Genomic DNA, 24,429 nt, shown 5'->3' with positions numbered 1-24,429 from the left:
AGAACCATTAAAGCGATCCTAACTCCGCTCAAAACGTCACGAAATGAGCGTCATGCGAGTTCGGGCTTCATTCCGAAGCTGGTGCGGTCCACCACCTCGCGCAGGGCAAACGACGAGTTTATCTTGGTCACGTGGGGCATGGCGGTCAGCCATTCCTTGTGAATGCGCTCATAGTCCTGCAGGTCACGCGCGGCGATGCGGAGGATATAGTCGTATTCTCCCGACATCAGATGGCATGACAGCACGTTCGGGCAGCGCTTCACCGCGGCCTCGAAATCCGCCAGCGTCTTTTCGAACTGTCCTGACAGCGATATGTGCACGATCGCCGTCATGCGGTGCCCGAGCGCGGCGTTGGAAAGGCGCGCGTGGTAGCCTCGGATGACGCCGTCCTTCTCCAGATTGTCGAGCCGCCGCGAACAAGCCGACTGAGACAGCCCTACCGTCTCGGCCAAGGCAGCGTTGGACATCCTTCCATCCTTCTGAAGCGCTTCCAGAATCGCGATATCAATCCTGTCGAGTGCCATTTGTCGCGTTTCCTTTCGTAGTGGTGCCTTCTCACGCAATAATGCACGAATTTCAGGGAACCGGCCAGCGCCATTCGCAAACACGTTCGGCGTTGCCCGTGGTAGAAATTGCCGCAGAGTAACCCCAATCAGATACGGGAAACCGCCATGCGCGTCGGATGTCCGAAAGAGATCAAGAACCACGAGTACCGCGTCGGGCTGACACCCGGTTCGGTGCGCGAATACATCGCGCACGGTCACGACGTGCTGGTGCAAACCGGTGCAGGTTCCGGGATCAGCGCCGACGACGCAGCCTACATGGCTGCGGGCGCCAAGATCGCCCGCACTGCCGAGGAGGTCTTTGCGAAGTCCGACATGATCGTCAAGGTCAAGGAGCCGCAGCCCGGCGAATGGGCGCAGCTTCGCGAGGGCCAGATACTCTACACCTACCTGCATCTGGCTCCAGATCCGGAACAGACCAAGGGCCTTGTTGCCTCCGGCGTCACCGCCGTGGCGTACGAGACGGTAACCGATGATCGTGGCGGGCTGCCGCTGCTTGCGCCGATGTCCGAGGTCGCCGGTCGTCTCGCCATCCAGGCAGGCGCGACCGCGCTGCAGAAGGCGAATGGCGGCAACGGCGTCCTGCTGGGCGGCGTACCCGGCGTACTGCCGGGCAAGGTCACCGTCATCGGCGGTGGCGTTGTGGGCCTCAATGCCGCGAAGATGGCGGTCGGCCTCGGCGCCGACGTCACCATCCTCGACCGGTCGATCCCACGCCTGCGCCAGCTCGACGACATCTTCAACGGCCGCGTCCACACGCGCTATTCAACCGTCGAGGCGCTGGAAGACGAATGCTTTTCCGCCGACGTCGTGGTCGGCGCCGTGCTGATACCAGGGGCCGCCGCCCCGAAGCTCGTCAGCCGCGAGATGCTGTCGGGCATGAAGAAGGGTGCCGTGCTCGTCGATGTCGCCATCGACCAGGGTGGCTGCTTCGAGACCTCGCACGCGACCACCCACGCCGAGCCGACCTACGAAGTCGACGGCATCATCCATTATTGTGTCGCCAACATGCCGGGCGCCGTGCCGGTCACCTCGGCCCACGCGCTCAACAACGCGACCCTTCACTTCGGCCTGCAGCTTGCCGACAAGGGACTGAAGGCGCTGGTGGACGATCCGCATCTGCGCAACGGCCTCAACGTGCATCGTGGCCGCATCACCAACGTCGCGGTCGCCGAGGCTCTCGGCTACGAAATGGCAGAGCCGAAGGCCGTTCTCGCGGCCTGACCGTCAAAGTCTCCGCGCACTCCTCCTCCCGCGCGGAAACCATGGCCCGCCGGTCTGCACCACCGGCGGGCCTTTTTTCATGCCGGTCGATACATTAACCGGTAGCAATTGGTGCGTGTCGACTGGACCGCGATCCGGTGCATTGTCGCGTCGGCAACGCGGCGCGGTCGTCAGCGCAGGAACTGGTCCACCCGGCGCAGCGTCACCCGCCGGTTCTGCCATTCCTCGTATTGTGTCTGCACCAGCAGGTAGTCCTCGCCGTAACCCACCGTTTCAAGCGCGCGAGACGGTACGCCGAATTCGCGCACCAGCAGGCGCTTCAGCGATTCCGCCCGCTGCTGCGAGAGGATCTGGTTGGAATATCCCGAACCGACCGCGTCGGTGTGGCCTTCCACGAGAATGCGCGCCCGCGGGTTGCGGCTGAGCACGCGCTCCAGCGCGGTCGCGATCTGCTCTACCTTGCGGACCTGCGAATACGGGATGTCGGCCGAGCCGAAGGCGAAATTGATCGACTGGATCTCGATCGAAGGCGCGGCGCGCCGCAGGTCGGGACGGCGCTTGAATTCCTGTACCGTTACCCGCCGGTTCGGCGCGACCTGCATGCGCGGCTGCGCTTCGAGCTGGCGCATGATGCGCTCGGCTGACGGCATTGAGGGCGGCGAGGCGATCTGAGCCGTTGCGACGCCCGGCAGGGCAATGGAAGCGAGGGCAAGGGCGATGAGTGCGCGACGGTTCATTGTTCGTCTCCTTCAAGAGCGCGGCGGGCGCGATGATGTTGGAGAGACAATGACGCAACCGGACTGAAACGAAGCTGAACGGGTCGTTGCCTGCCGTTCATCTTCATCCATCAGTCGGTCCAGGGGTCGACCACCTCCTGATCGTAGGCATAGGGTGAGAACCCGGCCCGCTGGTAGAGCTGCAGGGCGCGTGGGTTGTCCAACGTATTGGTATGGATCACGAGACGGCTAGGCTGATGCGCCCAGGCTGCGAATATCGCTTCCGACAGGAAGAAGCGCGCAAGCCCCCTGCCCTGGAAATCCGGCAGGATGCCGAAATAGACGATTTCCGCCTCCTCTGGCAATCGCCGAAGATCAAGCTCGAAGAAACCGGCGGGCGAGCCTTCCGCATAAAGGACCTGGATCTCCGTCTTCTCGGAATGAATGATCGCAGAGAGTTCCTGATCGGGCGTGTTCCGCCGGAATAGCCAGTGATGCGGCTTGCCGACCTCACGATAAATAAACCGGTAGAAGGACAGCGGCATCTCGCGCGTGCGCATCACGGCAAGCCTGAGCCCCAGCGGCATCGTCACCCGCTGCGCGGGAGGCGCGACCATTTCCAGATGCGTGATACGGGCCATGAGCGGCGTCGCCGCGTCGTCGTTTGCCGCCATGGTCAGTCGTTCCCGGTGACGACGGGCGTATCGCTACGACCGCCCCATTCGGTCCAGGAGCCGTCATAGAGCCTGTTGTCCTGATGACCGACAGAGGCCAGGGCCAGCGAGATGACTGCGGCGGTGACGCCGGAACCGCAGGAGGTGACGACGGGTTTCGACAGGTCGAGACCCGCCCCTTCGAGAACAGCTTTCAACTCATCGACCGGCAACAGCCGACCGTCGCGCGAGAGCGAGGTGGCCGGAACGTTCTTCGCGCCCGGCATATGGCCGGAGCGCATGCCTGCGCGTGGTTCCGGGTCAGCCCCGCTGAACCGCCCCGCCGGCCTCGCGTCCGCGATCTGGTACGCGCCCGTCTCCACGATCTTGCGCATGTCGTCGAGGCTCGCCACACGATCGCGCGCGCAATTCTCATCGAAGAAGCCCGGTGCCACCTTGGTCGGCTCGTCGGTCACCGGCCTGCCCTGTGCCTTCCACTGGTCGAATCCGCCGTCCAAAAGCAGGACGTTGCTGGCGCCCATCAGCCGGAACATCCACCACACGCGCGGCGCGGAGAAGAACCCTGGGCCGTCATAGACGACGATCGTGTCCTTCTCGTCCACGCCCATCGAGCTGGCGAATTGGGCAAACAATCCCGGATGCGGCAGCGTGTGCGGAAGGGCGGCCTCGGGCTCCACCACCTTGTCCTGGTCGAAGAACACCGCGCCGGGAATGTGAGCGGCGTCATATTCAGCGCGTGCGTCGCGCTTTTGTGCCGGCAGATACCAGGAGCCGTCGACGATGGAGAGCCCCGGCTCGCCGAGCTTGCCCTCGAGCCAGTCGGCCGACACCACGAATGGACTGGTCTCGCTCATCGTCGCTCCTGTCAGTTGGCGGGCAGCGGCCCGAAGCGGATGCGGAACCGGCGGTTCTCGCGCCCCTTCTTCTCGATCTTGCCGATATGGATGCCGCCTACTTCCAAGGTGGATGCAACATGCGTACCGCCACAAGGTTGCGAATCCACCTTGCCACCCTCGCCGATGCCGACCAGACGGATCCGTCCGGTCCCGACTGGCGGCCGCACGTTCTTCGACTTCACCAGCGCGGGGTTCGCGGCAAGTTCGTCATCGGTGATCCAGGTCGTGAAGACCGGATGATCGGCGTGCACCAGTTCCATCAGCCGCGCGGTGACGTCTTCCTTGGTGAACGCCGCGTCGGGTATGTCGAAATCGACTCGACTGTCGTCTTCACTCACAGACGCCCCGGTGATCGGATAGGGGCACACCACGGTAAGCAGATGGCAGGCCGTATGCATGCGCATCAGCTTGAGCCGGCGCTCGCGGTCGATAACTGCCGTCAGCGTTTCGCCGGTGTCCGGCAAGGCTTCGCCGGTGGCCGGAACATGGATGATCTCGTCCTTCGTCTCGCCGGTCACGGTTGCAGCGATAGCGATCCTGGAACCGTCTGCGCGCTCGAAATAGCCGGTGTCTCCCGGCTGGCCGCCCGACGTCGCATAGAAAACCGTCCGGTCCAGAATGATGCCGCCACGATCGTTGATCGCGACGACCGCAGCCGGCGTCGAGTCGAGATAAGCATCGTCGCGAAACAGCGCCTGCGTGACGAGGGCCATCAGGCCACGTCCTCGAACGGCACGTCGATCCTGGCCTCGCTCTCCATCCAGCCCGGCACCGGCAAGTCCTTGCCACGCAGGAACTGCGGGTTGAACAGCTTGGACTGGTAGCGCGTGCCGTAGTCGCACAGGATCGTCACGATGGTGTGGCCAGGCCCCAACTCCCTGGCGAGGCGGATGGCGCCGGCAATGTTGATGCCGCTGGAACCGCCCAGGCACAGGCCCTCTTCCTGCACGAGGTCGAAGATGATCGGCAGCGCCTCGGCGTCCGGAACCTGATAGGAAAAGTCGGGCTTGAAGCCTTCGAGGTTGGCGGTGATCCGCCCTTGGCCGATTCCTTCGGTAATCGACGAGCCTTCCGACTTCAGCTCGCCCGTTGTGTAATAGCTGAAGAGCGCAGCCCCCAGTGGATCCGCGAGCGCGACCTGCACGGCATTGCTTTTCTGGCGAAGCCCTTCCGCGACACCGGCCAGCGTCCCGCCGGTCCCCACGGCCGAGACGAAACCGTCCACCTTGCCGTCGGTCTGCTGCCAGATCTCCTGCGCAGTCGTTTCTGCATGGCCGTCGCGGTTGGCGACATTGTCGAACTGGTTGGCCCAGATCGCGCCGTTGGGCTCGGTCCTGGCGAGCTGTTCGGCCAGCCTGCCCGAAACCTTCACGTAGTTGTTCGGGTTCTTGTAGGGTACGGCCGGAACTTCGATCAGCTCGGCGCCCAGGATGCGAAGGGCATCCTTCTTTTCCTGGCTCTGCGTCTCGGGAATGACGATGACAGTTCGGTAACCGAGCGCCTTGGCAACAACCGTCAGGCCGATGCCGGTATTGCCTGCCGTGCCTTCGACGATCACGCCCCCCGGCCGCAAGAGACCCTTCTTCTCCGCATCCCGGATGATGAACAGACCGGCGCGATCCTTCACCGACTGGCCCGGATTCATGAATTCCGCCTTGCCCAGAATCTCGCAGCCTGTCTCTTCGGAGGCGCGCCTGAGCTTGATCAGCGGTGTATTGCCGATGACGTCGAGCACCGAACTGGTCATGGGAACGTCCTTATTCTGCCTATGAAGCGAAACTAGAAACGCCGGCCCGGCCTTTCAAGCACGCTTTTTCCGCTGTTGCGCATTATCGCGCAATGCCGTTCAAGCTTCCGTCGCGCTGGCATCGCTGCGTTCCGGCCTCGCGTCGCGCGCCGCCAGGTAGATGACGAGGGAAATCGACAGCATCAGCGCATAAAACCAGAACAGCGCCTCGTACGAAGCGGCGGGACGGGTGGAATCGGCATAGGAGGTGACGACCCCTCCCGTAGCGAATTGCATGACGCCGACCCCGCCTATCGAGAAGAAGTTCAGCATCGTCACGCCGCGCCCTGTCAGATGCGTCGGCAGGAAGGCGCGACCATGGGCCATCAACAGCCCGTAGCTGCCGCCAGTGAGCCCGATGACGACGAAGATGACGGTGGTCATGAACAGGTCGGATGCCGGGTTCATCGCCAGGAAGACAATCGCCACCAGTCCCAGCGCATTGCCCACCATGGCCACCCATTTGCGCGTCCCGAAGAACATGTCGAGCGGGCCGTAGATCAGGCTGCCGGCAACCATCGACAGCGCCATGAACAAGGTAACCTGGCCGATCGCAATGGCGTCCGCACCGTAGACGTCGGCGAGATAGGGTCCCGCCCAAAGCCCCCTAATGCCGGCGGCAGCCGCATAGTTGATCGCGACCAGCGGCAGGATCGGCCACAGCACCCTGATCTTGAACAGTTCGAGATAGCCTGCGAATCCGTCACCGCTACCGTCGCCCTGGCGCTCTGGGTCGCGGACGAAGAGCATCACCGCGCCTGCAGTTGCGATCGTCAACACCCCCAGAGCCAGCATGACGGGCCGCCAGCCGAAGGCTTCGGCAGCCGATGCCAGCGGCGACGCGCCGATGACGTTGCCGAACGAGCCGAGGCCGACCATTGACGACACCAGTATCGCGAGCCGCGCCGGCGAATGCGTACGGGCAAAGATGAAGACGGAAGCCATCAGCACCGGCGCGCAGCCTATGCCGATCAGCGTCATCGCCGCGGTGACCATCCATGGCTGCGTGGCCGTGGCGAAAAGCAGTGCGCCACCGCCGCCGCATACGGCGAGCAGGACCGCTGCCGTCCGCTTGGGACCGTACCGGTCGAGGGACACGCCAACGATAAACTGCGCAAAGGCGAAGGCGATGAACCACGCCCCCGATGCGACCGAGAGTTCCGCCTTGGTGGCGCCCAGTTCGCTGATCAGCGAAGGGGTGAGCACCGCCAGGAACGAACGGTAGAATTGCGAAAGCACATAGGCGATCGCGAGTGCCGCCATACCGGCCATGAGCGTTTCCCGACGTCGTTTTTCATTGAGCGGTCTTCACGCCGCCGGGAATTGGCTTAGTCGATCACGGGCACCCGTGCAATTGGGCCAGTCAGGCTGACCCTTATGCCGCCTGGCGACCGCCCTGCGGCTTGCGGCGACCACGGAACGGCTTGTTGCCGCCCGGCTTGCCAGCAGCAGCAAAGCTGCGGTTGCCGGAAGGCTTGCCGCCGAAACGCTTCGGCTTGCCCTGGTTGCGGCGCTCATTCCCGTCACTCGTGTTGCGGTCGTCATTGGCCGCGGACGAACGCGGTGCCGACGGATCGCGCTTGACCGGCGCGGGATCGGGCTGGTCGAGATGGGATGCAGCGATGGTCAGCTTGGAGCGGATGATGCGCTCGACCTGCCGCAGCTTGGAGTTCTCGGACGGATCGCACAGCGTGATGGCAATGCCGTCCGCCCCGTTGCGGCCCGTGCGCCCGATGCGGTGAACGTAGCTCTCCGCCTCGTCCGGCAGGTCGAAGTTGACGACATGCGAGATGCCGGGAACGTCGATGCCACGCGCGGCGATGTCGGTGGCGACCAGAATGCGCACCTTGCCATCACGGAAATCGGTCAGCGCCTTCTGGCGTGCGTTCTGCGACTTGTTGCCGTGGATCACCGCTGCCTGGAAGCCGTCGCGGTCGAGGTCCTTGGTCACCCGGTCGGCGCCATGCTTGGTGCGCGAGAAGATGATGACCGACTTCATTGCCTCGTCGGCGAGCATCTCGGACAGGATCTTGCGCTTCTGCTTGGTGCGGGCCATCACCACGCTTTGCGTGATTTCGCCTGCGGCGGTGCCCTGAGGGGCGACTTCAACGCGCAGCGGCTCCTTCAGAAGGGTCGCGGCGAGCTGGGCGATCTCGTTCGGCATGGTTGCCGAGAAGAGCGCCGTCTGGCGATCGCGATGCGTCGCCTTTGCAATGCGGCGCACGTCGTTGATGAAGCCCATGTCGAGCATCCGGTCCGCTTCGTCCAGAACCAGCCAACGCGTCTCAGTCAAGCTTATATCGCCTTCGCGCACCAGGTCGGTGAGCCGGCCGGGCGTAGCGATAAGGATATCGACGCCCGGGCCCATCTTCTTGACCTGCGAGAAGCGGGAGACGCCGCCCAGCACGAGCGCCGTGGAGATGTGCAGGCCCTTGGCCAGCGTGCGGATCGTCTCTTCGATCTGCACGGCGAGTTCGCGCGTCGGCGCGAGGATCAGCGCACGGCAGGTCTTCGGCACGCGCTTGCTGCCGATGGCCATGACATGCGACAGGATCGGCAGGCTGAAGGCGGCGGTCTTGCCGGAACCGGTCTGTGCGATGCCGAAGATGTCGCGTCCGGTAAGCTGTGCCGGGATCGCCTGAAGCTGGATCGGCTTCGGCTCGGTAAATCCGGCGGTATGAGTTGCCTTGAGCAGCGGTCCGGTGATTCCGAGTGCTTCGAAGCCATCGAGAGCGGCGGTATCGACTGCCTTGGCGGTGTTTTCGTTTGTCAAAATAATCTTCTCTTCCGCGATCCAAGGACATTGCCTGATCGCAAACGGGGTCTGCGGCAAGGCGCAACCTGCCGCTTTGAATTCATGTATGGACGACAAGGCGGCGGACCTCAGGTCCGCTCGGCTGCGCTGTCGTGCCCGCGCACACGTGCAGCGGGACCACTTCTCCGTCCACCATCGCTCTTGGCTTGGTAAAGGAGAAGCCAGACGCAACCAGTCCGTTTCAATGGAAAGCCGGCAGACCCGGCCCATGCGCCTCGTTGCTCGCATATGGGGCAGTTCGCACCGGAAAGCAACCGAATTCTTGTGCAGCGCAACAGGTGCCCTAACCGTCAACCGCCTTCGCGAGTTCCGCGAGTTTCAGCACGGTGTTCCAGTTGCGCGCGGTGTTGGGCACGCCGATGCCCGTGTCGAATTTCTCGGCGAGCTTGGAGCGCCCGAAGCCGTTGGGTGTATGCAGATAGGCGGCGTTGCCGACCACGGCGACGCGCTCGCCTCCCTTTGCGAACGTGCGTAGCGTTTCCACCGCGCCGGGTTTCGGTTCCTCGGCAAGCCACGCCGCATGCAACAGGTTGCCCAGCTCCACGGCGTCAGGGAACGGATTGTTCGCGATGACGTCCATCCACTCCGCCCGGGACACCGCATATATCGGCTTTTCGAAGCCGAATTCCTTGGCGCAGAGATCCGCCACACGGTCGACGACCTGCTCACGGCCAAGCGATGTCCGCACGATGGCATTGCCGCTGTTGATGTAGGTCGCGACCTTGTCGAACCCGGCTTCGCCCAGTTTTTCGCGCAGCGGCTTCGTCGGAAGCTGCGTCTTTCCGCCGACGCCTCGAAACAGCAGGATGAAGACGGTGTCGCTCATATGATCAGCCCTGCGAGCACCTCGTTCTCGGTGATGTCCTGATAGGCCCAGCCGCCTTCCGCGAACCGCTTGCGCAGGATGTCGAAGTTCTTGGCGTCACGGGTCTCGATGCCGATCAGCACCGAGCCGAAATTGCGTGCCGACTTCTTGAGATATTCGAACCGCGCGATGTCGTCGTCAGGGCCGAGCAGGTCGAGGAAGTCGCGCAGTGCGCCGGGACGCTGGGGAAAGCGGAAGATGAAATACTTCTTCAGGCCTTCGTATCGAAGCGCCCGCTCCTTGACGTCCGGCAGGCGCTCGAAGTCGAAATTGCCGCCGGAGACCACGAGCACGACCCTCTTTCCCTTAATCTCCTTGCGCGGGAAATCCTTGAGCGCGTCGATCGCCAGCGCGCCGGCCGGCTCCAGCACGATACCCTCGACGTTGAGCATCTCGACCATCGTGGCGCACAGCCTGTTTTCCGGCACGAGCCGCACTTGGCTTTCCTCGAAATGCTTCAGCAGCCGGAAATTCTCCTTGCCGATCTCGGCGACAGCGGCGCCGTCGACGAAATTGTCGACCCTCTCGAGCCTGAGCCTGCGTCCGGCAATCAGGCTCTGTTTCAGGCTCGGCGCACCCGCCGGCTCGACGAAGACGAAGCGCGTCGGCGCCTGCACATCCTGAAAGTACCGGGTCACGCCCGCCGACAGGCCACCGCCACCGACCGGAAGGATCATCAAGTCCGGGACGATCCCGTCAGGCATCTGCTCCATGATCTCGTGGCCGACGCTCGCCTGCCCCTCGATGATGTCCTTGTGGTCAAAGGGCGGCACCATCTGGCCGCCGCTGGCTTCGGCAAAGTCCTGCGCAGCACGGTAGCAGTCATCGAAGAAATCGCCGACGAGGCGTATCTCGACGGCATCTCCGCCGAACATGCGCGTCTTGTCGATCTTCTGCTGCGGTGTGGTCACCGGCATGAAGATCACGCCCTTGCGCCCGAGATGCCGGCACACGAAAGCAAAGCCCTGCGCGTGGTTTCCCGCCGATGCGCAGACGAACACCTCCGCCCGCTCCCCGCGCGCCAGTGCCTTGGTGAAGAAGTTCAGCGCACCGCGAATCTTGTAGGAACGCACCGGCGAAAGGTCTTCGCGCTTGAGGAAAATCCGCGCGCCGGTCTTGCGCGAGAGATAGTCGTTCTCCTGCAGCGGCGTCTCGGGAAACAGCACCCGCATCGACTGTGCCGCGTGGGCAACGGCCCGTGCAAATCCTGCCATCACAAGGCTCCATCCGTTTTACGCGCTATTGCACAATCATGCCGCCAAGGCCACTGTCGAGCCCGACCATTCGATCCTGCCGCTGCCAGGGCATGGCGTGCACGGGAGTAGTATTTTGGTTTCGTCGGGCAACAGGATCGTTGCGCTTTTTCTGATCGCGCTGTTCACGGCCGCATGCGCTGGCGGCAGGTCACACGACCTTCTGGACGTCTCCGTCGCCGAGCCCGCGGCCATCGCAGCAACGCATCGCATCCTCGTGGCAACCACCCGCGAGAAGGCCGACGTGCCTGGCGAGGTCTTCAGCGGCAGGCGAGGCGACGGGCTCTCGTTTGCCCGCGTCGACGTCACCATCCCGCGCGTTCACGTGCCAGGCATGCTTGAGCAACCGCGCCGTGGCACGCGGCGGGACGCTGCAAAGCATTTCGCGGCCGGCGAGATCGCTGTCTTCCCGGATGAAGGTGATTTCGAGACCGCTCTGCGTGAACGCCTCGCCAGCACCAATGGCCGCGCGCTCATCTTTGTCCATGGCTACCGCACACCGTTCGACGGCTCCGTCTATCGCGCCGCGCAGATGGTTCACGACTCCGGCTACAAGGGCACCCCGGTCCTGTTTTCCTGGGCATCAACCGGCCGGACCGTCGACTACATCTACGACAACAACTCCGCCACCATCGCCCGCGATGGCCTCGAACGGACGCTACGCGTGCTCCGCCAGAACGGTGCCACGCGCATCGACATCGTCGCCCATTCGATGGGTAACTGGCTGACGATGGAAGCGCTGCGCCAGGTCGCCATCGCCCAGGAGCAAGACGTCGCGTCGCTGCTCGGCGACGTTGTGCTGGCGTCTCCCGACATCGACGTCGACGTGTTCAAGAGTCAGTTGCAGCGCATCGGCCGGCCGGAGCGACCCTTCTTCGTGCTGCTTTCGCGCGATGACCGGGCGCTGTTGGTGTCTTCGATCATTGCCGGAAACCGCCCACGTGTCGGCGACTACGATCGCGACGACGACCTCGCGAGCCTTGGCGTGATCGTGGTCGACGTCTCGGGCCTGACAAGCGGCGACAGGCTCAACCATGCCCGCTTCGCCGACAATCCGGTTCTCGTGCAGTTGCTTGGCGACCGGTTGAACGAGGGCGACACGTTCGGCGAGAGCGGCGACGACATCACGCGCAGGGTCGAGCAGTTGACGCGCGGAATCGGCCAGACCCTCGGCAGCGCCGCCGAAATCATTATAACCACGCCAATCGAGGTGATCAGCATCGCTGTCGGGCGCTAGATACCTGCACTCAACGTTCATCGCCCGTACGGCCTGCAGCCTTTGCGACACTGGCACCTCATAAAAACGACATTTCGTCGTTTTCTATGTCTTTTTTTAATGGCGTGCATGGTTGGATTCAGCCATGGAAGCCTTTTAGGTTTTTTCGCGAGCACCAATGCCAATTACCCAGACGAGTTTCATGCGGACCAGTGCGATCTTGCTGATCGTCGGCCTCGTGGCACTGATCGCGATCGTCGGTACGACGCTCTGGCTCGTCGAACGCACACAGGTCTATTTCGATGAAGTCGTCGAGGCCCGCGAAGCAAGAGCAGCCGTAGTGGATTTGCGCTACGTCATGCAGGACGCGGAAATAGGGCAGCGCGGCTATCTGCTGACCCTCGACGAGCCATATCTGGACCCCTTCAACGAATCCGCCGCGCGCATAATCCCGTCCTACGAGCGGCTTGCCAGGATTCTCGAACCCTATCCGCAGGCAACCGAGCCTATGCGCCAATTGCGCGAGGGTATCGACCTCAAACTATCTGAAATGAAGGAGACGATACGCCTCGCGCGCGAAGGTCGGCGCGACGAGGCGATCGCCATCGTCAGCACCGATCGCGGCAAGGAGATCATGGATCAGGCCAGGCTGCTCTTCGACGGCGTTATCAATGCCGCTGACCGCCGACTGAACGAAGGCGTGGAAGACCAGCGCGCCAGCGCCGTCTTGCTCCGCTGGACCGCGATCCTGGGCGGTCTCGTCATCATTTCTGTCGTCGGCGGCTCCGTATGGACGGCTGTGACCTATACCCGCGAAATCCTCAGCGCGCGAAGCGAAGTAGAGGCGCTAAACGCCGGGCTGGAGGCCCGCGTCAGCGAGCGCACCCAGGATCTTATGCGCGCCAACGAGGAAGTGCAGCGCTTTGCGTACATTGTCACCCACGACCTGCGCGCGCCCTTGGTGAACATCATGGGCTTCACCAGCGAACTCGACGAGACGATGAAATCGATACAGGCCTATGTCCTGAGCGATGGCGATCCGTTGAGTCCGCAGGAAATCCAGGAGGCGCGCGTCGCCGCCTCGGAAGACCTGCCTGAGGCGATCGGTTTCATACGCTCCTCGACACGCAAGATGGACGGCCTGATCAACGCTATCCTGAAGATTTCACGGGACGGAAAGCGGCCAGTCAAGCCGGAAACCATCGATCTGAAATCCTTGCTCGAGACCAATCTCGCCTCCGTGCAGCATCAGGTCACCGACGCCGATGGCGAGACGTCACTGTCGATCGACGTGCCCACCATCGTTTCCGACCGGTTTTCGCTCGAGCAGATCGTCGGCAACCTGCTCGACAACGCGGTCAAATACCGCGCGACGGACCGGCCGCTGGAAATCGCCATCTCGGTGAAGAAGGCCGCGGGCCGGCAACTGCGCATCGACATTACCGACAACGGCCGCGGCATCGCGGCGGAAGACCATCAGCGCGTCTTCGACCTGTTTCGCCGCGCCGGCCAGCAGGATCAGCCCGGAGAAGGCATCGGCCTCGCACATGTACGCACGCTCGCCCGCAGTCTTGGCGGCGACATCACAATGAACTCGATCCTCGGCGAGGGCACGACCTTCTCCGTCATCCTGCCGCTCGACGTCAGGACCGTTACCAGGAGTACCATCACATGAACTCAGCAAAACCCGTGACGATCATCATGATCGAGGATGATGAGGGGCATGCCCGCCTCATCGAGAAGAACATTCGACGCGCCGGCGTGAGCAACGAGATCATGCCGTTCACCAATGGAACCGACGCCTTGGCCTATCTGCTGGGCAAGGATGGTTCCGGTGAGGAAAGCGCGCGTCGCCAGCTTCTCGTCCTGCTGGACCTCAACCTTCCGGACATGACCGGCGTCGCGATCCTCGAGAAGGTCAAGAACAATCCCCATACCCGCCGTTCGCCGGTCGTGGTCCTGACCACGACGGACGACGAGCGCGAGATCCAGCGCTGCTACGACCTCGGCGCAAACGTCTACATCACCAAGCCTGTCGACTATGAGAGCTTCGCCAACGCGATACGCCAGCTCGGGCTGTTCTTCTCGGTAATGCAGGTTCCGGAGACCGATTGAGTGCCGAACCGGGTCTACACAGTCCTGCAGATAGACGACGACGCCGCGCTGGCGCGCCTCGTCGAGAAAGCCTTGACGCGGCGCGGCTATGTCTACGAGCATGCCGGCGACGCTCAGGCTGGCCTCGACCGGATCGCAGCGGGCGGCATCGACGTCGTGGTGCTCGACCATTTTCTCGATTCCGGTACGGGACTGGGCGTGCTCGCGACCCTCTACGAGCAGTCGCCAGCCCCGCCCGTGGTGTATGTTACCGGCTCCCAGGAGCCCACCGTTGCGGTTGAAGCCCTCAAGGCTGGCGCCGCCGATTACGTGCTCAAGACGGTCGGCGAAGAATTCATCGTCCTTCTCGTCAGCGCCATCGAACAGGCGATCGAAAAGGCGCGGCTCCAGCGCCTGAAGGACGTTGCGGAGCAGGAAGTACGGGCAGCGCGAGATCGCGCCGAAATCTTGCTGGCCGAGGTTAACCACCGCGTTGCAAACAGCCTCGCCCTGGTCGCTGCGCTGGTTCGCATGCAGTCCTCCGCAATCTCCGATCCGGCTGCAAAGGATGCCCTGACCGAAACGCAGGCGCGTATATCCGCCATCGCCGGCCTCCATCGCCGCCTCTACACGTCCGACGACGTGCGCTCGGTGTCGCTCGATTCCTACCTCGCAACGCTGGTTGAGGAACTGGATACCTCGATGCGCGCATCGGGCCATCCGTCGCGCGTGAGGCTGGAGCTGGACCCAGTGATCGTCCCGACCGACAAGGCGGTGTCCGTCGGCATGATCGTCACCGAATTGCTGACCAACGCCTACAAATACGCCTACCCGCCGGACGTGTCCGGCGAAGTGCGCGTCGTGATGCGCAGGGCAGGCAATGGCGTTGCTACGCTGATCGTAGAGGACGACGGCGTCGGCTGGGACGGCACAGGCGTTGCCAAGGGCACCGGGCTCGGCACCCGCATTGTATCCGCCATGGCGACGCAATTGGGCACCAGCATCGCCTATGGCGATGGCAGGAGCGGTACGCGTACCATGCTGGAACTCCCCATGGCCGAAGAACCCCGGAGCCAGCCTACTCCTTGACGAACAGGTCGACCTTCTCGAATCGCGTCACGTCGATGATGCCGACGTCCGAGATGCGCAATTCGGGGATCACCACCAGCGCCAGCAGCGAGTGCTGCATGTAGGCGTTGTTGAGCGAGCAGCCCATGTCGCGCATGGCAGCCGTCAGTTTCGCGGCCTTTTCGGCGACGACCTCCGCGCGCTCGTCCGACATCAGGCCGGCGATCGGCATCTCCACCAGCGCAATTTCCTTGCCCTGCGAGAACAGCACCACACCACCGCCGACTTCGCCGAGACGATTGGCGGCAAGCGCCATGTCGCGCTTGTTGGTGCCGACGACGATCATGTGATGCGAATCATGCGCCACCGTCGAGGCGAGCGCGCAGTCCTTCACATAGCCGAAACCCGACACGAACCCGTTGGTCACCCCACCGGTGCCACGGTGGCGCTCCACCAGCGCGATCTGGCAAACGTCGTTTTCGCGGTCCATCACGACCAGCCCGTCCTCGACACCGAGATCGGCTTCCAGCGCGCGCGTCGGCGCCTGGTTCTCGATCACGCCGATCACCCTGACCCTGGCCTCGTTGGCGCCTTCCGGCGCGCCGATGTCGAAGTCTTCCGCGGAAATCGTCTTGCCGAGCTTGACCGTTTTCTTGACCGCCGCCGGATAGTCGTATGGCGGCACGTCGGCTTCCAGCCGCCCTGCCTTGGCCAACCTGACACCACGTCCGTAAACCTCGTCGATCGTCAGTGCAGCGAGATCGGAAACGACAAGAAAATCCGCGAGCCGGCCCGGCGCGATCGACCCGAGCTCGCGTTCGAGACGGAAATGCTGCGCGGTGTTGATCGTCGCCATCTGGATCGCGATGATCGGCGAAAGGCCCTGCGCGATCGCATGGCGCACGACGCGATCCATGTGCCCCTCCTGCACCAGCGTGCCGGAGTGGCTGTCATCGGTGCACAGGATAAAGTTGCGCGGGTCGAGCCCTTGCTCAGTGACCGCCTTGATCTGGCTGGCGACATCGTACCAGGCGGAGCCGAGCCGAAGCATCGCCTTCATGCCCTGGCGCACGCGTGCGATCGCGTCCTCCATGGCCGTGCCTTCGTGATCGTCCTCCGGCCCGCCCGCGACATAGCCGTGAAACGCAAGCCCCAGGTCGCGCGAGGCATAGTGCCCGCCGACCGTCTTGCCGGCCTTCACCGTTGCGGCGATCTCGGCGACCATCAGCGGATCGTTGGCGGTGACGCCCGGAAAGTTCATCACCTCGCCAAGGCCGACGATGTTTTCCCAAGTCATCGCCTCGGCCACGTCGTCGGCCGTCAGCACGGCGCCGGCATTTTCCAGCCCGGGCGCGGACGGCACGCAGGACGGCATCTGCACATGCACGTTGATCGGCATCGCCAGCGCCTCGTCATGCATCAGCCTCACGCCTTCCAGGCCGAGAACGTTGGCGATCTCGTGCGGATCGATGAACATCGACGTGGTGCCGTGCGGAACGACTGCGCGGACGAATTCGGTGACGGTCACCATGCCGCTCTCGACATGCATGTGTCCGTCGCACAGGCCCGGTACCAGATAGCGGCCGCCCGCATCGACGACCTTCGTCCCCGCACCGATCGCGTGCGAGGCATCTGGCCCGCAAAAGGCGAAGCGTCCTTCGGCGATGGCGATGTCAGTGCCGGGAATGATCTCGCCCGAATGCACGTTGACCCAACGGCCGTTGCGTACCACGAGGTCGGCCGGCTTGCGCCCCGTCGCCACATCGACCAGGTGCGGTGCGACCGCCGTCCACGGCTTGGGTCGGGAAAACACAGACTTGACGGTGGTCGGCATGTCGGCAGGACTCCTTTTGCCCGAATGTGCCACCGTGCATCGGCGCGAGGCAATGCCTCATTGCACTGCGAAAGCGGCAAAGAAGCGCCGCAACGCGAAAACCTTCGTTGACGGCGTCAGCGAGAAATTCGAAAAGCGATGTCCGTGCGGGCGTGGCGGAATTGGTAGACGCAAGGGACTTAAAATCCCTCGGCCTCGGTCATGCGGGTTCGATCCCCGCCGCCCGCACCAGTAGACCCGTCAGGCGAGGGTAAAGGCCCGCTCGGCGATACGCCGGATGAATGCGACGACGCGGTCGGTCACAGCGAATTGCGGCATGTGGCCTACGCCGTCGACGATCTCCAGGTCGAGCCCGGCGATCCGCTCGGTCATGGCGACGCCCTGGCGCTGATAATCGAGCACCCGGTCCTCCGTGCCGAACAGGATGCCGACCGGCATCGACAATTCGGCATAGCGCGCCTCGTACTGCGCAAGGTCGCGCCTGCTGCCCACAAGGTCGGTCGAGGTCGCATAAAAATGCTGCGGCCGCAGGCTCACCATCGCGCCGCCCGCAACGGCATAATCCTCCGGCGGCTGTTGCGGCCCGAACACGCGGTCGAGCACCATCGGTGCGTTCTTCACCGACATAGGAACCGCGATGGTGTGGGCGACAAGCCGCCGTCGCAGTGGCGATTCGATCGCCAGAGGCTTGAATTCTGCCGGCAGTTGAGGTTCGAACCGCGTCAGCGGCGATATCAGCGCCAGGCCCGATATCTTGTCTGGATGGTCGAGCGCGGTCGCCAGCGCAACCGCGCCGCCGAGTGAATGACCGACAAGCAGCGGCTTCTCGAGTCCCAGAGCCGCGATGACGCCCGCGACCTGCCGCGCCTGCTCGGCGAGCGTGCCGCCGAAACCCGGAGCCGCCATGGAATAGCCGGAGCCGGCGCGGTCGATCGCGATCAATCTGTATCCGTCGCCGAACGATTCCATCAGCGGACGCCTCAGGTGATGCAGCGTTCCGCCCAGCCCGTGGATCATCAGGATGGGCCGCCCCTCGCCCCGTTCCACGTAGTGAATGCGGTTGCCGTTGATATCCACGAATTTTCCCATCGCTGGCACGGCCTTCTCGGCGCGCCTGGCGATCCGCCGCGTCACATGCGCCAGATAGGCGGCGACGAGCAGCGCCGCAGCGACGAGGGCAACGGCAACACCGAAAATGACGTAGAGCATGGGGGTCCTTGTGAAAGGCGAGGCGTATGCGCCACTGTAACCCTGCATCCGGCAATGGCAACCGGGATTGCCGCATGCTTCGCGCGGCGCTATGCGTCGGTTCCCGCATCCGGAGTTGCTTCCATGGCCGACATCATCACCGCTTCCATGATCGTCATCGGCGACGAGATCCTGTCGGGGCGCACCAAGGACAAGAATATCGGCCATCTGGCCGACGTGATGACTGCGATCGGCATCGACCTCAAGGAGGTCCGCATCGTGCCCGACGACGAGGACGAGATCGTCGCGGCCGTCAACGCCCTGCGGGCGCACACCACCTATCTCTTCACCACCGGCGGCATTGGCCCTACCCACGACGACATCACCGCCGATTCGGTCTCGAAGGCGTTCGGCGTGCCGTGCGACTATGACGAACGCGCCTATGCGATGCTCGAAGCGCACTACGCCGCGCGCGGCATCGAGTTCACAGAGGCCCGCAAGCGCATGGCGCGCATGCCGCGTGGTGCCACCCACATCGACAATCCGGTATCGCTGGCGCCCGGATTCAACATCGGAAACGTCTACGTCATGGCGGGCGTGCCCGCCATCTTCCAGGCCATGCTCGACAATGTCGTGCCCGGCTTGAAGACGGGACAGAAGCTGCTTTCCGCGACCGTGCACTGCCCGTTCGGAGAGGGAACCATCGGCGGTCCGCTGGGCGAGATCCAGAAGGCGTTCCCCGACACGATCATCGGGTCATATCCCAAATATCTCGACGGCGCGTTCTGGACCGAACTGGTGGTCCGCGCCCGCTCGCAGGAGGTGCTCGACGAGGCGGCAGCCGCCGTCCAGGCGATGGTCGACGGTCTGGGACCCAAACCCGACTGATCGGAAGGCGACGGCTTGCGCCGGCCGTTCGCGTGCCCCATTTTTCCTTTGGGGCGTTTTGTGATCCAAACCTGGCGGCATCGAACCGGAACCGGCCAGCCCCACTGCAAGTTAATTCAGCGCGGTGGAACGCCGCGATCACGCATCGGAGGCTATCATGAGTTACAAGACGCTGCTCGCCGTCCTCCAGGGAAAACACGAAGCCGAGCGCGTGCTCGACTGCGCTTTGCCGCTGGCGACGCGCTTCGACGCACATCTCATCGGCGTCCATGCCGAGGCGATCCCGCTGCCCTATGTCACGCCGATGGGCTTCCCCGACACCGATTTCATCGCCACGAGTTCCGAGATCAACGAAAAGCGCAGTGGCGAAATCCAGGCCCTGTTCGAAGCGCGCGCGGCCCGGGAGGGCGTGTCGCACGAATGGCAGGCGATGCAGAACGTGTCGGGTGACAGCGCCGTGAGCGCACTGACTGCGGCGCGCACCAGCGACCTCGTTATCGCCCAGCAGACCGACCCGGATGGCGAAGCCGGTTCTTCTGCCAACTTGGAAGCGTTGCTGTTCGAAAGCGGTCGTCCGGTGCTTTTCGTGCCCTATGCGATGCCGGTCAGCAGCGGCTTCAAGAAGGTGCTGGTTGCATGGAACGGCACCCAGCAGGCAGCCCGCGCCACGTTCGATGCCCTGCCCTTCATTGTTGCCGCCGAGCAGACCGAGATCCTTTCGATCGACGCGCCCGACAACAGCATGCAGGACGCCGCGGTTGCCGGCGCCGACATCGCCACCGCCCTGTCCCGCCATGGCGCAAACGTCACCGTGGCGAGCCAGGCTTCGGGCGGCATCGGCGCGGCGGAGGCGATCGAAAACCGCATCTCCGAGACCGGAGCCGACCTGCTGGTGATGGGCGCCTACAGCCAGTCATGGCTCAAGGAGTTCTTCTTTGGCGGCGCCACCCGTTCACTGCTCCAGTCCATGCCGGTGGCGACGCTTATGGCGCGCTGATCACGCGGGCTGCCCACGCGCTTGATGCACATGGACGGTGCCGGCATGCAGAAAGCAGAACATGTCGAACAGCGACACGTCGAATGCATTCGGCATGCGCAGGTCATCGACATCCGGCACCGATTTGGCACCGGGATCGTAGCGCCTGTCGATCTGCGAGATGAACACCAGTACATGGCCGGTCAACTTTGCATGGGACTTCAGGCGACCGAGCTGCTCGGCCACCGGCGGCTTGTCTCGTCGCTGATCGAGCAGTTGCAGATAATCGATCACGACGAGCGTGCCCCGCGGCTCCGTCGACAGTTTCTCGATCATGTAGTCGCCGCTGATGTCGTCGGAGCGGTCGAATGTAAAGCTGTCGGCGTGGCGCACCGGATCGACGCCGAGAGCCTCGAAGCGCGACAGAATGTCGACTTCGGTATATTCGAGCGAGAAGAACGCGCTGCGCCTGCCTGACCGGATCGCCTCGATAGCCAGCCCCAGGCTCAGCAAGGTCTTGCCTTGCCCCGGGCGGGCAGCAACCAGCAGCAGATCGCCCGGACTGAGCCGCTCGAACAGGGATTTTTCCGGCCCGGCCTCGGATGATTTCGCCGCAAGCAGGCTCCAACTCGAGAACCCCTCGCCAGCGGCGACGCGGTCGAGCGCATGGTGAAGCGGTATGCGTTCGTGGCGTGCGAGCAGCCTCGCCTGGCGCTTCAGCCGATAGATCGGCGCGGACAGATGCATGATTGTACCTCCTGATGCGGGCGGATCATGCAACCCCTCCTTATGCGTGGTGCCCGAACAGTCGGCTGATCGAAGTAACCCGGCACGAGGAGTGCTTTCCCGGCGGAGGGAGGGCGGCGCGGGCGGCACCGAAATCACATCATAGACCAACAGGCTCGGGATTGAACAGACGGGCACCGCAGGCGATCGTTGCCCACACGATCCATCGCCACTTGCCAATCAGGCCGGATTCCGGCTAATTCCGGCTGCATTCCCCCCGAGCAGCCGGAGTGCGCCCGATGTCCCTTCCCGAAAAGGCATTTCCCGTTTCCTGGGACCAGTTCCATCGCGACGCCCGCGCGCTCGCCTGGCGTCTGGCTGGCGTCAACGGCGAGTGGAAGGCCATCGTCTGCATCACGCGCGGCGGTCTCGTGCCGGCGGCGATCATTTCGCGCGAACTCGGCATCCGGCTGATCGAGACGGTCTGTGTCGCCTCCTATCACGATTATACCGAGCAGGGAGAGTTGAAGGTCCTCAAGGAAATCACGCCCTCGCTGCTGGAAAACGACGGCGCCGACGTCCTGATCGTCGACGACCTGACCGATACCGGAAAGACTGCGGCCATCGTGCGGGCGATGATGCCGAAGGCGCATTTCGCCGCGGTGTATGCGAAGCCCAAGGGCCGGCCGATGATCGACACCTTCATCACCGAGGTGTCGCAGGATACCTGGATCTATTTCCCCTGGGATCTCGGCTTCACCTACCAGAAGCCGATCGCCGAAGATCATCGCGGCTGAGAGAATCAGCGGCTGAAGCTTGCGCAGGACTTGCGAAGGCGTCTCCCGTTGACGCCTTTTTTGCATTTTGCAGGTAAATTTCCTATCTAAGCCCTTTATTTCCGGTCACCGTGCGCGAATATTGGTGAGACGGCAAACGAATTACAGGCAGGTTTCGAATCATGTTCATCACCCATCGCAGGCGCAAACAGTTGACGGAGCGCATCCGGCGCTTCTTCGGCGGTCTGCCATGCCGGGTGCAGGTTGCCGCGTTGCCATGGCGGCGCGCTGAGAACGGTGAATTCGAGGTGCTGCTGGTCACCAGCCGCGGCACGGGACGCTGGGTCGTGCCCAAGGGCTGGCCCGAAAAGCGCGAACGGCCCTATGAAGCCGCGGCACGCGAAGCGGCGGAGGAAGCAGGCGTTTCCGGCGCCATATCGAGCTCGGGGCTTGGCTGCTTCTACTACAGCAAGGTACTGCCCTCCGGCATGGAGTGGCGCTGCGAAGTCCATGTTTATCCCATGGAAGTCGACACCGTCGCCGAAAAGTGGCCCGAGAGAAAGAAGCGCACGCGGCGCTGGTTCGCGCCGCAGGATGCCGCGGAACTCGTCGCCGAACCTGATCTGGCAGAGCTGATCGCCGGATTCGGCGTTAATCCACGGAAATATGCCGCCTAGGCACGCGGAAGCGCGGAGCCGGGTTGTTAACACGCACCAGCTTTCCTAAGCGGTTCCCTGAAGTCGTGTCCCGTCCGGACACGGTGCCCATTCAGGAATGACGATGACGGAATTCGCCCCCGACACACGCAAGGACACGCTCGACAAGGACCTCGACAAGCTGGTCGTCGTCGAGGAAGCAACGAGCTTCGTCGCGCGTGGACTGGTGGCGCCGGGTCTCGCCCTGCTGTTTCTTGCGCTATCTGCGGTCATCGCAGCCTTGTTCGCGCTAGGTGAACCACGCGCCGTCATCATCATCGCAGCCGCCGCGATCGGCGGTTACATGGCGTTGAACATCGGCGCCAACGACGTCGCCAACAATGTCGGCCCCGCCGTCGGCGCAAAGGCGCTCACCATGGGTGGCGCGCTGGCGATCGCAGCCATCTTCGAGAGCGCTGGCGCCCTGATTGCCGGCGGCGAGGTGATGAACACCGTTGCCCGCGGTATCGTCGATCCCGCCGCGATGAGCAACTCATCGGACTTCATCCGGCTGATGATGGCGGCGCTGATTTCATCCGCCCTGTGGGTCAACCTCGCCACGTGGATCGGCGCCCCGGTGTCCACCACGCACGCTGTCGTCGGCGGCGTGGTCGGCGCCGGCGCCACTGCCGCCGGTATTTCCGTGGTCAACTGGGGTATGCTCAGCGGCATCGCGGCGAGCTGGGTGATATCTCCCCTCCTCGGCGGCGTGATCGCGGCGCTGTTCCTCGCCTTCGTCAAGTCGGCCATCATCTATCAGGACGACAAGATCTCTGCAGCGCGGCGCTGGGTGCCGCTGCTGGTGGCGATCATGGCGGGCGCGTTTGCCGCATACCTGGCCACCAAAGGGCTGAGGCGCGTGGTCCACTTGTCCGGGTTTCAGATCGCACTGCTTGGGATTGGGAGCTTCGCGCTGGCCTGGGGCTGGAGCCACATCCGAGTCCGGCGTCTGTCGCATGGCATGGAGAACCGCAACCAGTCGCTGCGCAAGCTGTTCAACCTGCCGCTCATCTGCTCGGCGGCCCTGCTTTCCTTCGCCCATGGGGCCAACGATGTCGCCAACGCGGTCGGCCCGCTCGCCGCGATCGTTCAGGCCGCAAGCGGCGGCGGCTTCGGCGGCGCGGTAGGTGTGCCTCTTTGGGTCATGGCGATCGGAGCCGTCGGCATTTCGCTGGGACTTGTCCTCTTCGGCCCCAAGCTGATTCGCATGGTCGGCGAGCAGATCACCAAGCTGAATCCGATGCGCGCATTCTGCGTCGCGCTTTCCGCCGCGATCACCGTAATCGTCGCCTCCTGGTTCGGCCTCCCGGTCAGTTCCACCCATATCGCGGTTGGCGCCGTCTTCGGCGTCGGCTTCTTTCGCGAGTGGTACACGGCGAATTCGTCACGCCGCCGGGCCTACATGGAACGCAAGGCAAGCCGTGCGCGCGCCGCGCGTGAGACCTCGCCCGAGAAACCTGTCCAGAGCGACGACCTCGAAAGCGATGGCCCGCCGATCTCGCGTGAAGAGATCGCGCGCCGCAAGCTGGTGCGCCGAGCCCACGTCACGACGATCGCTGCCGCGTGGGTCACGACCGTGCCGGCCTCCGCGCTGCTGGCCGCAATGACCTATCTTCTGCTCGACGCCTTGGCCTGACGCAACGGCATGTGGACAAGCCGCCGCTGGCTGCTCCGGCCCGCAATTTGGGGCGATCGCGCAGATTTTCCGGCCGTTTCTTCTCCCCGCTATCCACATTCATGCACACAAGATATTGGGGTCATAAAACATAAATAAACGAGTTCTTGACCATGTCGGACGAGTCGCCTTTTATGGGCCATGCGTCCTTCGGGGACGTGGTCGACGAACTCCGTATCGTGGCCGTTTTTCCAGTTTTGTATGTGTTCGAGGGGGCTGGCCGCAGGTCATGGCGGTCCGCTGACGCGCTTTTGGCGCCACCTGTTGCCATGACGCAGACGCGATGCTCGATGTGGCGTAAATCATCTGTTAAGACTATATTTAGTGTTTGCAGCCACCATCAGCACCAGATAATGTGAAGCCTCGGCAGCGTTGATTTGCCGACTGAATTCACAATCAGGCGTCAGGAAGAGTATGGGCCGCGGTGTTTGGCGGGCCGAATGAACCGTGACCGGTTTGTTTCGGACCATTGAGGCACCGGGGCCGATAGCGTCGCTGCGA

At 63.5% G+C, this 24,429-nt stretch carries 23 protein-coding genes and 1 tRNA gene; 11 read left to right on the top strand and 13 right to left on the bottom strand.

Annotated features, from left to right (window positions below; genetic code table 11):
- Window positions 1-50: 50 nt before the first annotated feature.
- Window positions 51-524, bottom strand: coding sequence for an Lrp/AsnC family transcriptional regulator (locus tag AAFN84_RS01795; RefSeq protein ID WP_347512691.1), 474 nt, complete (start codon window positions 522-524; stop codon window positions 51-53).
- Between the two features lie 147 nt (window positions 525-671).
- On the opposite strand from AAFN84_RS01795, the gene ald reads away from it, so the two are divergent.
- The gene (gene ald / locus AAFN84_RS01790) at window positions 672-1,787 is read left to right on the top strand and encodes an alanine dehydrogenase (RefSeq protein ID WP_347512689.1); all 1,116 of its coding nucleotides are present in this window, start codon (window positions 672-674) and stop codon (window positions 1,785-1,787) included.
- Between the two features lie 170 nt (window positions 1,788-1,957).
- Here ald and AAFN84_RS01785 read toward each other — a convergent pair whose 3' ends face one another.
- From AAFN84_RS01785 to ilvA, 9 genes are all read right to left on the bottom strand, one after another.
- Window positions 1,958-2,524, bottom strand: a complete 567-nt coding sequence (locus AAFN84_RS01785) for an OmpA family protein (protein WP_347512688.1) — start codon at window positions 2,522-2,524, stop codon at window positions 1,958-1,960.
- Between the two features lie 110 nt (window positions 2,525-2,634).
- On the bottom strand, window positions 2,635-3,177 hold the full coding sequence (locus AAFN84_RS01780) for a GNAT family N-acetyltransferase (protein WP_347512687.1): 543 nt from the start codon (window positions 3,175-3,177) through the stop codon (window positions 2,635-2,637).
- 2 nt (window positions 3,178-3,179) lie between these two features.
- Window positions 3,180-4,031 carry a 3-mercaptopyruvate sulfurtransferase gene (gene sseA / locus AAFN84_RS01775; RefSeq protein WP_347512686.1) on the bottom strand — a complete coding sequence of 284 codons (852 nt, stop codon included), beginning with the start codon at window positions 4,029-4,031 and terminating at the stop codon, window positions 3,180-3,182.
- An 11-nt stretch (window positions 4,032-4,042) separates the two neighbouring features.
- Window positions 4,043-4,786, bottom strand: a complete 744-nt coding sequence (locus AAFN84_RS01770; RefSeq protein ID WP_347512685.1) for an alanyl-tRNA editing protein — start codon at window positions 4,784-4,786, stop codon at window positions 4,043-4,045.
- A complete protein-coding gene (locus AAFN84_RS01765; RefSeq protein ID WP_347512684.1) occupies window positions 4,786-5,820 on the bottom strand; it encodes a cysteine synthase A in 1,035 nt (344 codons plus the stop codon). Before AAFN84_RS01765 ends, AAFN84_RS01770 begins: the two co-directional genes overlap by 1 nt.
- A 99-nt stretch (window positions 5,821-5,919) precedes the next feature.
- Window positions 5,920-7,131, bottom strand: coding sequence for an MFS transporter (locus tag AAFN84_RS01760; RefSeq protein ID WP_347512682.1), 1,212 nt, complete (start codon window positions 7,129-7,131; stop codon window positions 5,920-5,922).
- 103 nt (window positions 7,132-7,234) lie between these two features.
- Window positions 7,235-8,632 carry a DEAD/DEAH box helicase gene (locus tag AAFN84_RS01755; protein ID WP_347512680.1) on the bottom strand — a complete coding sequence of 466 codons (1,398 nt, stop codon included), beginning with the start codon at window positions 8,630-8,632 and terminating at the stop codon, window positions 7,235-7,237.
- Between the two features lie 325 nt (window positions 8,633-8,957).
- Window positions 8,958-9,500, bottom strand: coding sequence for a DUF1697 domain-containing protein (locus AAFN84_RS01750; protein ID WP_347512678.1), 543 nt, complete (start codon window positions 9,498-9,500; stop codon window positions 8,958-8,960).
- Window positions 9,497-10,753, bottom strand: a complete 1,257-nt coding sequence (gene ilvA, locus AAFN84_RS01745) for a threonine ammonia-lyase IlvA (RefSeq protein WP_347512677.1) — start codon at window positions 10,751-10,753, stop codon at window positions 9,497-9,499. Before ilvA ends, AAFN84_RS01750 begins: the two co-directional genes overlap by 4 nt.
- 115 nt (window positions 10,754-10,868) lie before the next feature.
- Between ilvA and AAFN84_RS01740 the strand changes: the two genes are divergently transcribed.
- From AAFN84_RS01740 to AAFN84_RS01725, 4 genes are all read left to right on the top strand, one after another.
- Window positions 10,869-12,029 carry an alpha/beta hydrolase gene (locus AAFN84_RS01740; protein WP_347512675.1) on the top strand — a complete coding sequence of 387 codons (1,161 nt, stop codon included), beginning with the start codon at window positions 10,869-10,871 and terminating at the stop codon, window positions 12,027-12,029.
- Window positions 12,030-12,186: 157 nt separating this feature from the next.
- Window positions 12,187-13,683, top strand: coding sequence for a CHASE3 domain-containing protein (locus tag AAFN84_RS01735; RefSeq protein WP_347512673.1), 1,497 nt, complete (start codon window positions 12,187-12,189; stop codon window positions 13,681-13,683).
- Complete coding sequence (locus AAFN84_RS01730; RefSeq protein ID WP_347512671.1) at window positions 13,680-14,123, top strand: response regulator; 444 nt, start codon at window positions 13,680-13,682, stop codon at window positions 14,121-14,123. The genes AAFN84_RS01735 and AAFN84_RS01730 overlap by 4 nt, the downstream gene beginning before the upstream one ends.
- On the top strand, window positions 14,124-15,191 hold the full coding sequence (locus AAFN84_RS01725) for a histidine kinase dimerization/phosphoacceptor domain -containing protein (RefSeq protein ID WP_347512670.1): 1,068 nt from the start codon (window positions 14,124-14,126) through the stop codon (window positions 15,189-15,191). It abuts the gene before it with no gap.
- Here the strand turns inward: AAFN84_RS01725 and ade are convergent.
- Window positions 15,181-17,004: an adenine deaminase gene (gene ade, locus AAFN84_RS01720; RefSeq protein ID WP_347512669.1), complete on the bottom strand. Its 1,824-nt coding sequence runs from the start codon at window positions 17,002-17,004 to the stop codon at window positions 15,181-15,183. The two genes, AAFN84_RS01725 and ade, sit on opposite strands and share 11 nt — an antisense overlap.
- 146 nt (window positions 17,005-17,150) lie before the next feature.
- Here ade and AAFN84_RS01715 point away from each other — a divergent pair.
- A tRNA-Leu gene (locus AAFN84_RS01715) sits at window positions 17,151-17,235 on the top strand.
- Window positions 17,236-17,244: 9 nt separating this feature from the next.
- Here the strand turns inward: AAFN84_RS01715 and AAFN84_RS01710 are convergent.
- Window positions 17,245-18,213: an alpha/beta fold hydrolase gene (locus tag AAFN84_RS01710; protein ID WP_347512667.1), complete on the bottom strand. Its 969-nt coding sequence runs from the start codon at window positions 18,211-18,213 to the stop codon at window positions 17,245-17,247.
- Between the two features lie 123 nt (window positions 18,214-18,336).
- Here AAFN84_RS01710 and AAFN84_RS01705 point away from each other — a divergent pair, with 123 nt between their 5' ends.
- A complete protein-coding gene (locus tag AAFN84_RS01705) occupies window positions 18,337-19,080 on the top strand; it encodes a competence/damage-inducible protein A (protein ID WP_347512666.1) in 744 nt (247 codons plus the stop codon).
- A 157-nt stretch (window positions 19,081-19,237) separates the two neighbouring features.
- Entirely contained in the window at window positions 19,238-20,077 is an 840-nt protein-coding gene (locus AAFN84_RS01700; RefSeq protein WP_347512664.1) for a universal stress protein, read from the top strand.
- Here the strand turns inward: AAFN84_RS01700 and AAFN84_RS01695 are convergent, their stop codons facing one another.
- A complete protein-coding gene (locus AAFN84_RS01695; RefSeq protein WP_347512663.1) occupies window positions 20,078-20,803 on the bottom strand; it encodes a DNA helicase in 726 nt (241 codons plus the stop codon). It abuts the gene before it with no gap.
- Between the two features lie 278 nt (window positions 20,804-21,081).
- Between AAFN84_RS01695 and gpt the strand changes: the two genes are divergently transcribed.
- The 3 genes from gpt to AAFN84_RS01680 all read left to right on the top strand — a co-directional run bounded on the left by gpt (window position 21,082) and on the right by AAFN84_RS01680 (window position 23,889).
- Window positions 21,082-21,579: a xanthine phosphoribosyltransferase gene (gpt, locus tag AAFN84_RS01690; RefSeq protein WP_347512661.1), complete on the top strand. Its 498-nt coding sequence runs from the start codon at window positions 21,082-21,084 to the stop codon at window positions 21,577-21,579.
- Between the two features lie 161 nt (window positions 21,580-21,740).
- Window positions 21,741-22,235 carry an NUDIX hydrolase gene (locus AAFN84_RS01685; protein ID WP_347512660.1) on the top strand — a complete coding sequence of 165 codons (495 nt, stop codon included), beginning with the start codon at window positions 21,741-21,743 and terminating at the stop codon, window positions 22,233-22,235.
- Between the two features lie 103 nt (window positions 22,236-22,338).
- Window positions 22,339-23,889 carry an inorganic phosphate transporter gene (locus AAFN84_RS01680; RefSeq protein WP_347512658.1) on the top strand — a complete coding sequence of 517 codons (1,551 nt, stop codon included), beginning with the start codon at window positions 22,339-22,341 and terminating at the stop codon, window positions 23,887-23,889.
- The last annotated feature ends 540 nt before the right edge of the window (window positions 23,890-24,429 follow it).

This window comes from Mesorhizobium sp. CAU 1741 (assembly GCF_039839275.1).
Taxonomy (GTDB): domain Bacteria; phylum Pseudomonadota; class Alphaproteobacteria; order Rhizobiales; family Rhizobiaceae; genus Aerobium.
This window is presented reverse-complemented; position numbering and strand designations above follow the sequence as displayed.

Bases quoted from the DNA above. Each gene is read 5' to 3' on its own strand.
- AAFN84_RS01705 (WP_347512666.1), top strand. From the start codon at position 18,337: ATGGCCGACATCATCACCGCTTCCATGATCGTCATCGGCGACGAGATC.
- sseA (WP_347512686.1), bottom strand. From the start codon at position 4,031: ATGAGCGAGACCAGTCCATTCGTGGTGTCGGCCGACTGGCTCGAGGGC.
- AAFN84_RS01795 (WP_347512691.1), bottom strand. From the start codon at position 524: ATGGCACTCGACAGGATTGATATCGCGATTCTGGAAGCGCTTCAGAAG.
- AAFN84_RS01680 (WP_347512658.1), top strand. From the start codon at position 22,339: ATGACGGAATTCGCCCCCGACACACGCAAGGACACGCTCGACAAGGAC.
- AAFN84_RS01785 (WP_347512688.1), bottom strand. From the start codon at position 2,524: ATGAACCGTCGCGCACTCATCGCCCTTGCCCTCGCTTCCATTGCCCTG.
- AAFN84_RS01710 (WP_347512667.1), bottom strand. From the start codon at position 18,213: ATGCTCTACGTCATTTTCGGTGTTGCCGTTGCCCTCGTCGCTGCGGCG.
- AAFN84_RS01695 (WP_347512663.1), bottom strand. From the start codon at position 20,803: ATGCATCTGTCCGCGCCGATCTATCGGCTGAAGCGCCAGGCGAGGCTG.
- AAFN84_RS01700 (WP_347512664.1), top strand. From the start codon at position 19,238: ATGAGTTACAAGACGCTGCTCGCCGTCCTCCAGGGAAAACACGAAGCC.
- AAFN84_RS01770 (WP_347512685.1), bottom strand. From the start codon at position 4,786: ATGGCCCTCGTCACGCAGGCGCTGTTTCGCGACGATGCTTATCTCGAC.
- AAFN84_RS01780 (WP_347512687.1), bottom strand. From the start codon at position 3,177: ATGGCGGCAAACGACGACGCGGCGACGCCGCTCATGGCCCGTATCACG.
- AAFN84_RS01685 (WP_347512660.1), top strand. From the start codon at position 21,741: ATGTTCATCACCCATCGCAGGCGCAAACAGTTGACGGAGCGCATCCGG.
- ilvA (WP_347512677.1), bottom strand. From the start codon at position 10,753: ATGGCAGGATTTGCACGGGCCGTTGCCCACGCGGCACAGTCGATGCGG.
- AAFN84_RS01735 (WP_347512673.1), top strand. From the start codon at position 12,187: ATGCCAATTACCCAGACGAGTTTCATGCGGACCAGTGCGATCTTGCTG.
- AAFN84_RS01750 (WP_347512678.1), bottom strand. From the start codon at position 9,500: ATGAGCGACACCGTCTTCATCCTGCTGTTTCGAGGCGTCGGCGGAAAG.
- ald (WP_347512689.1), top strand. From the start codon at position 672: ATGCGCGTCGGATGTCCGAAAGAGATCAAGAACCACGAGTACCGCGTC.
- gpt (WP_347512661.1), top strand. From the start codon at position 21,082: ATGTCCCTTCCCGAAAAGGCATTTCCCGTTTCCTGGGACCAGTTCCAT.
- AAFN84_RS01765 (WP_347512684.1), bottom strand. From the start codon at position 5,820: ATGACCAGTTCGGTGCTCGACGTCATCGGCAATACACCGCTGATCAAG.
- ade (WP_347512669.1), bottom strand. From the start codon at position 17,004: ATGCCGACCACCGTCAAGTCTGTGTTTTCCCGACCCAAGCCGTGGACG.
- AAFN84_RS01760 (WP_347512682.1), bottom strand. From the start codon at position 7,131: ATGGCCGGTATGGCGGCACTCGCGATCGCCTATGTGCTTTCGCAATTC.
- AAFN84_RS01730 (WP_347512671.1), top strand. From the start codon at position 13,680: ATGAACTCAGCAAAACCCGTGACGATCATCATGATCGAGGATGATGAG.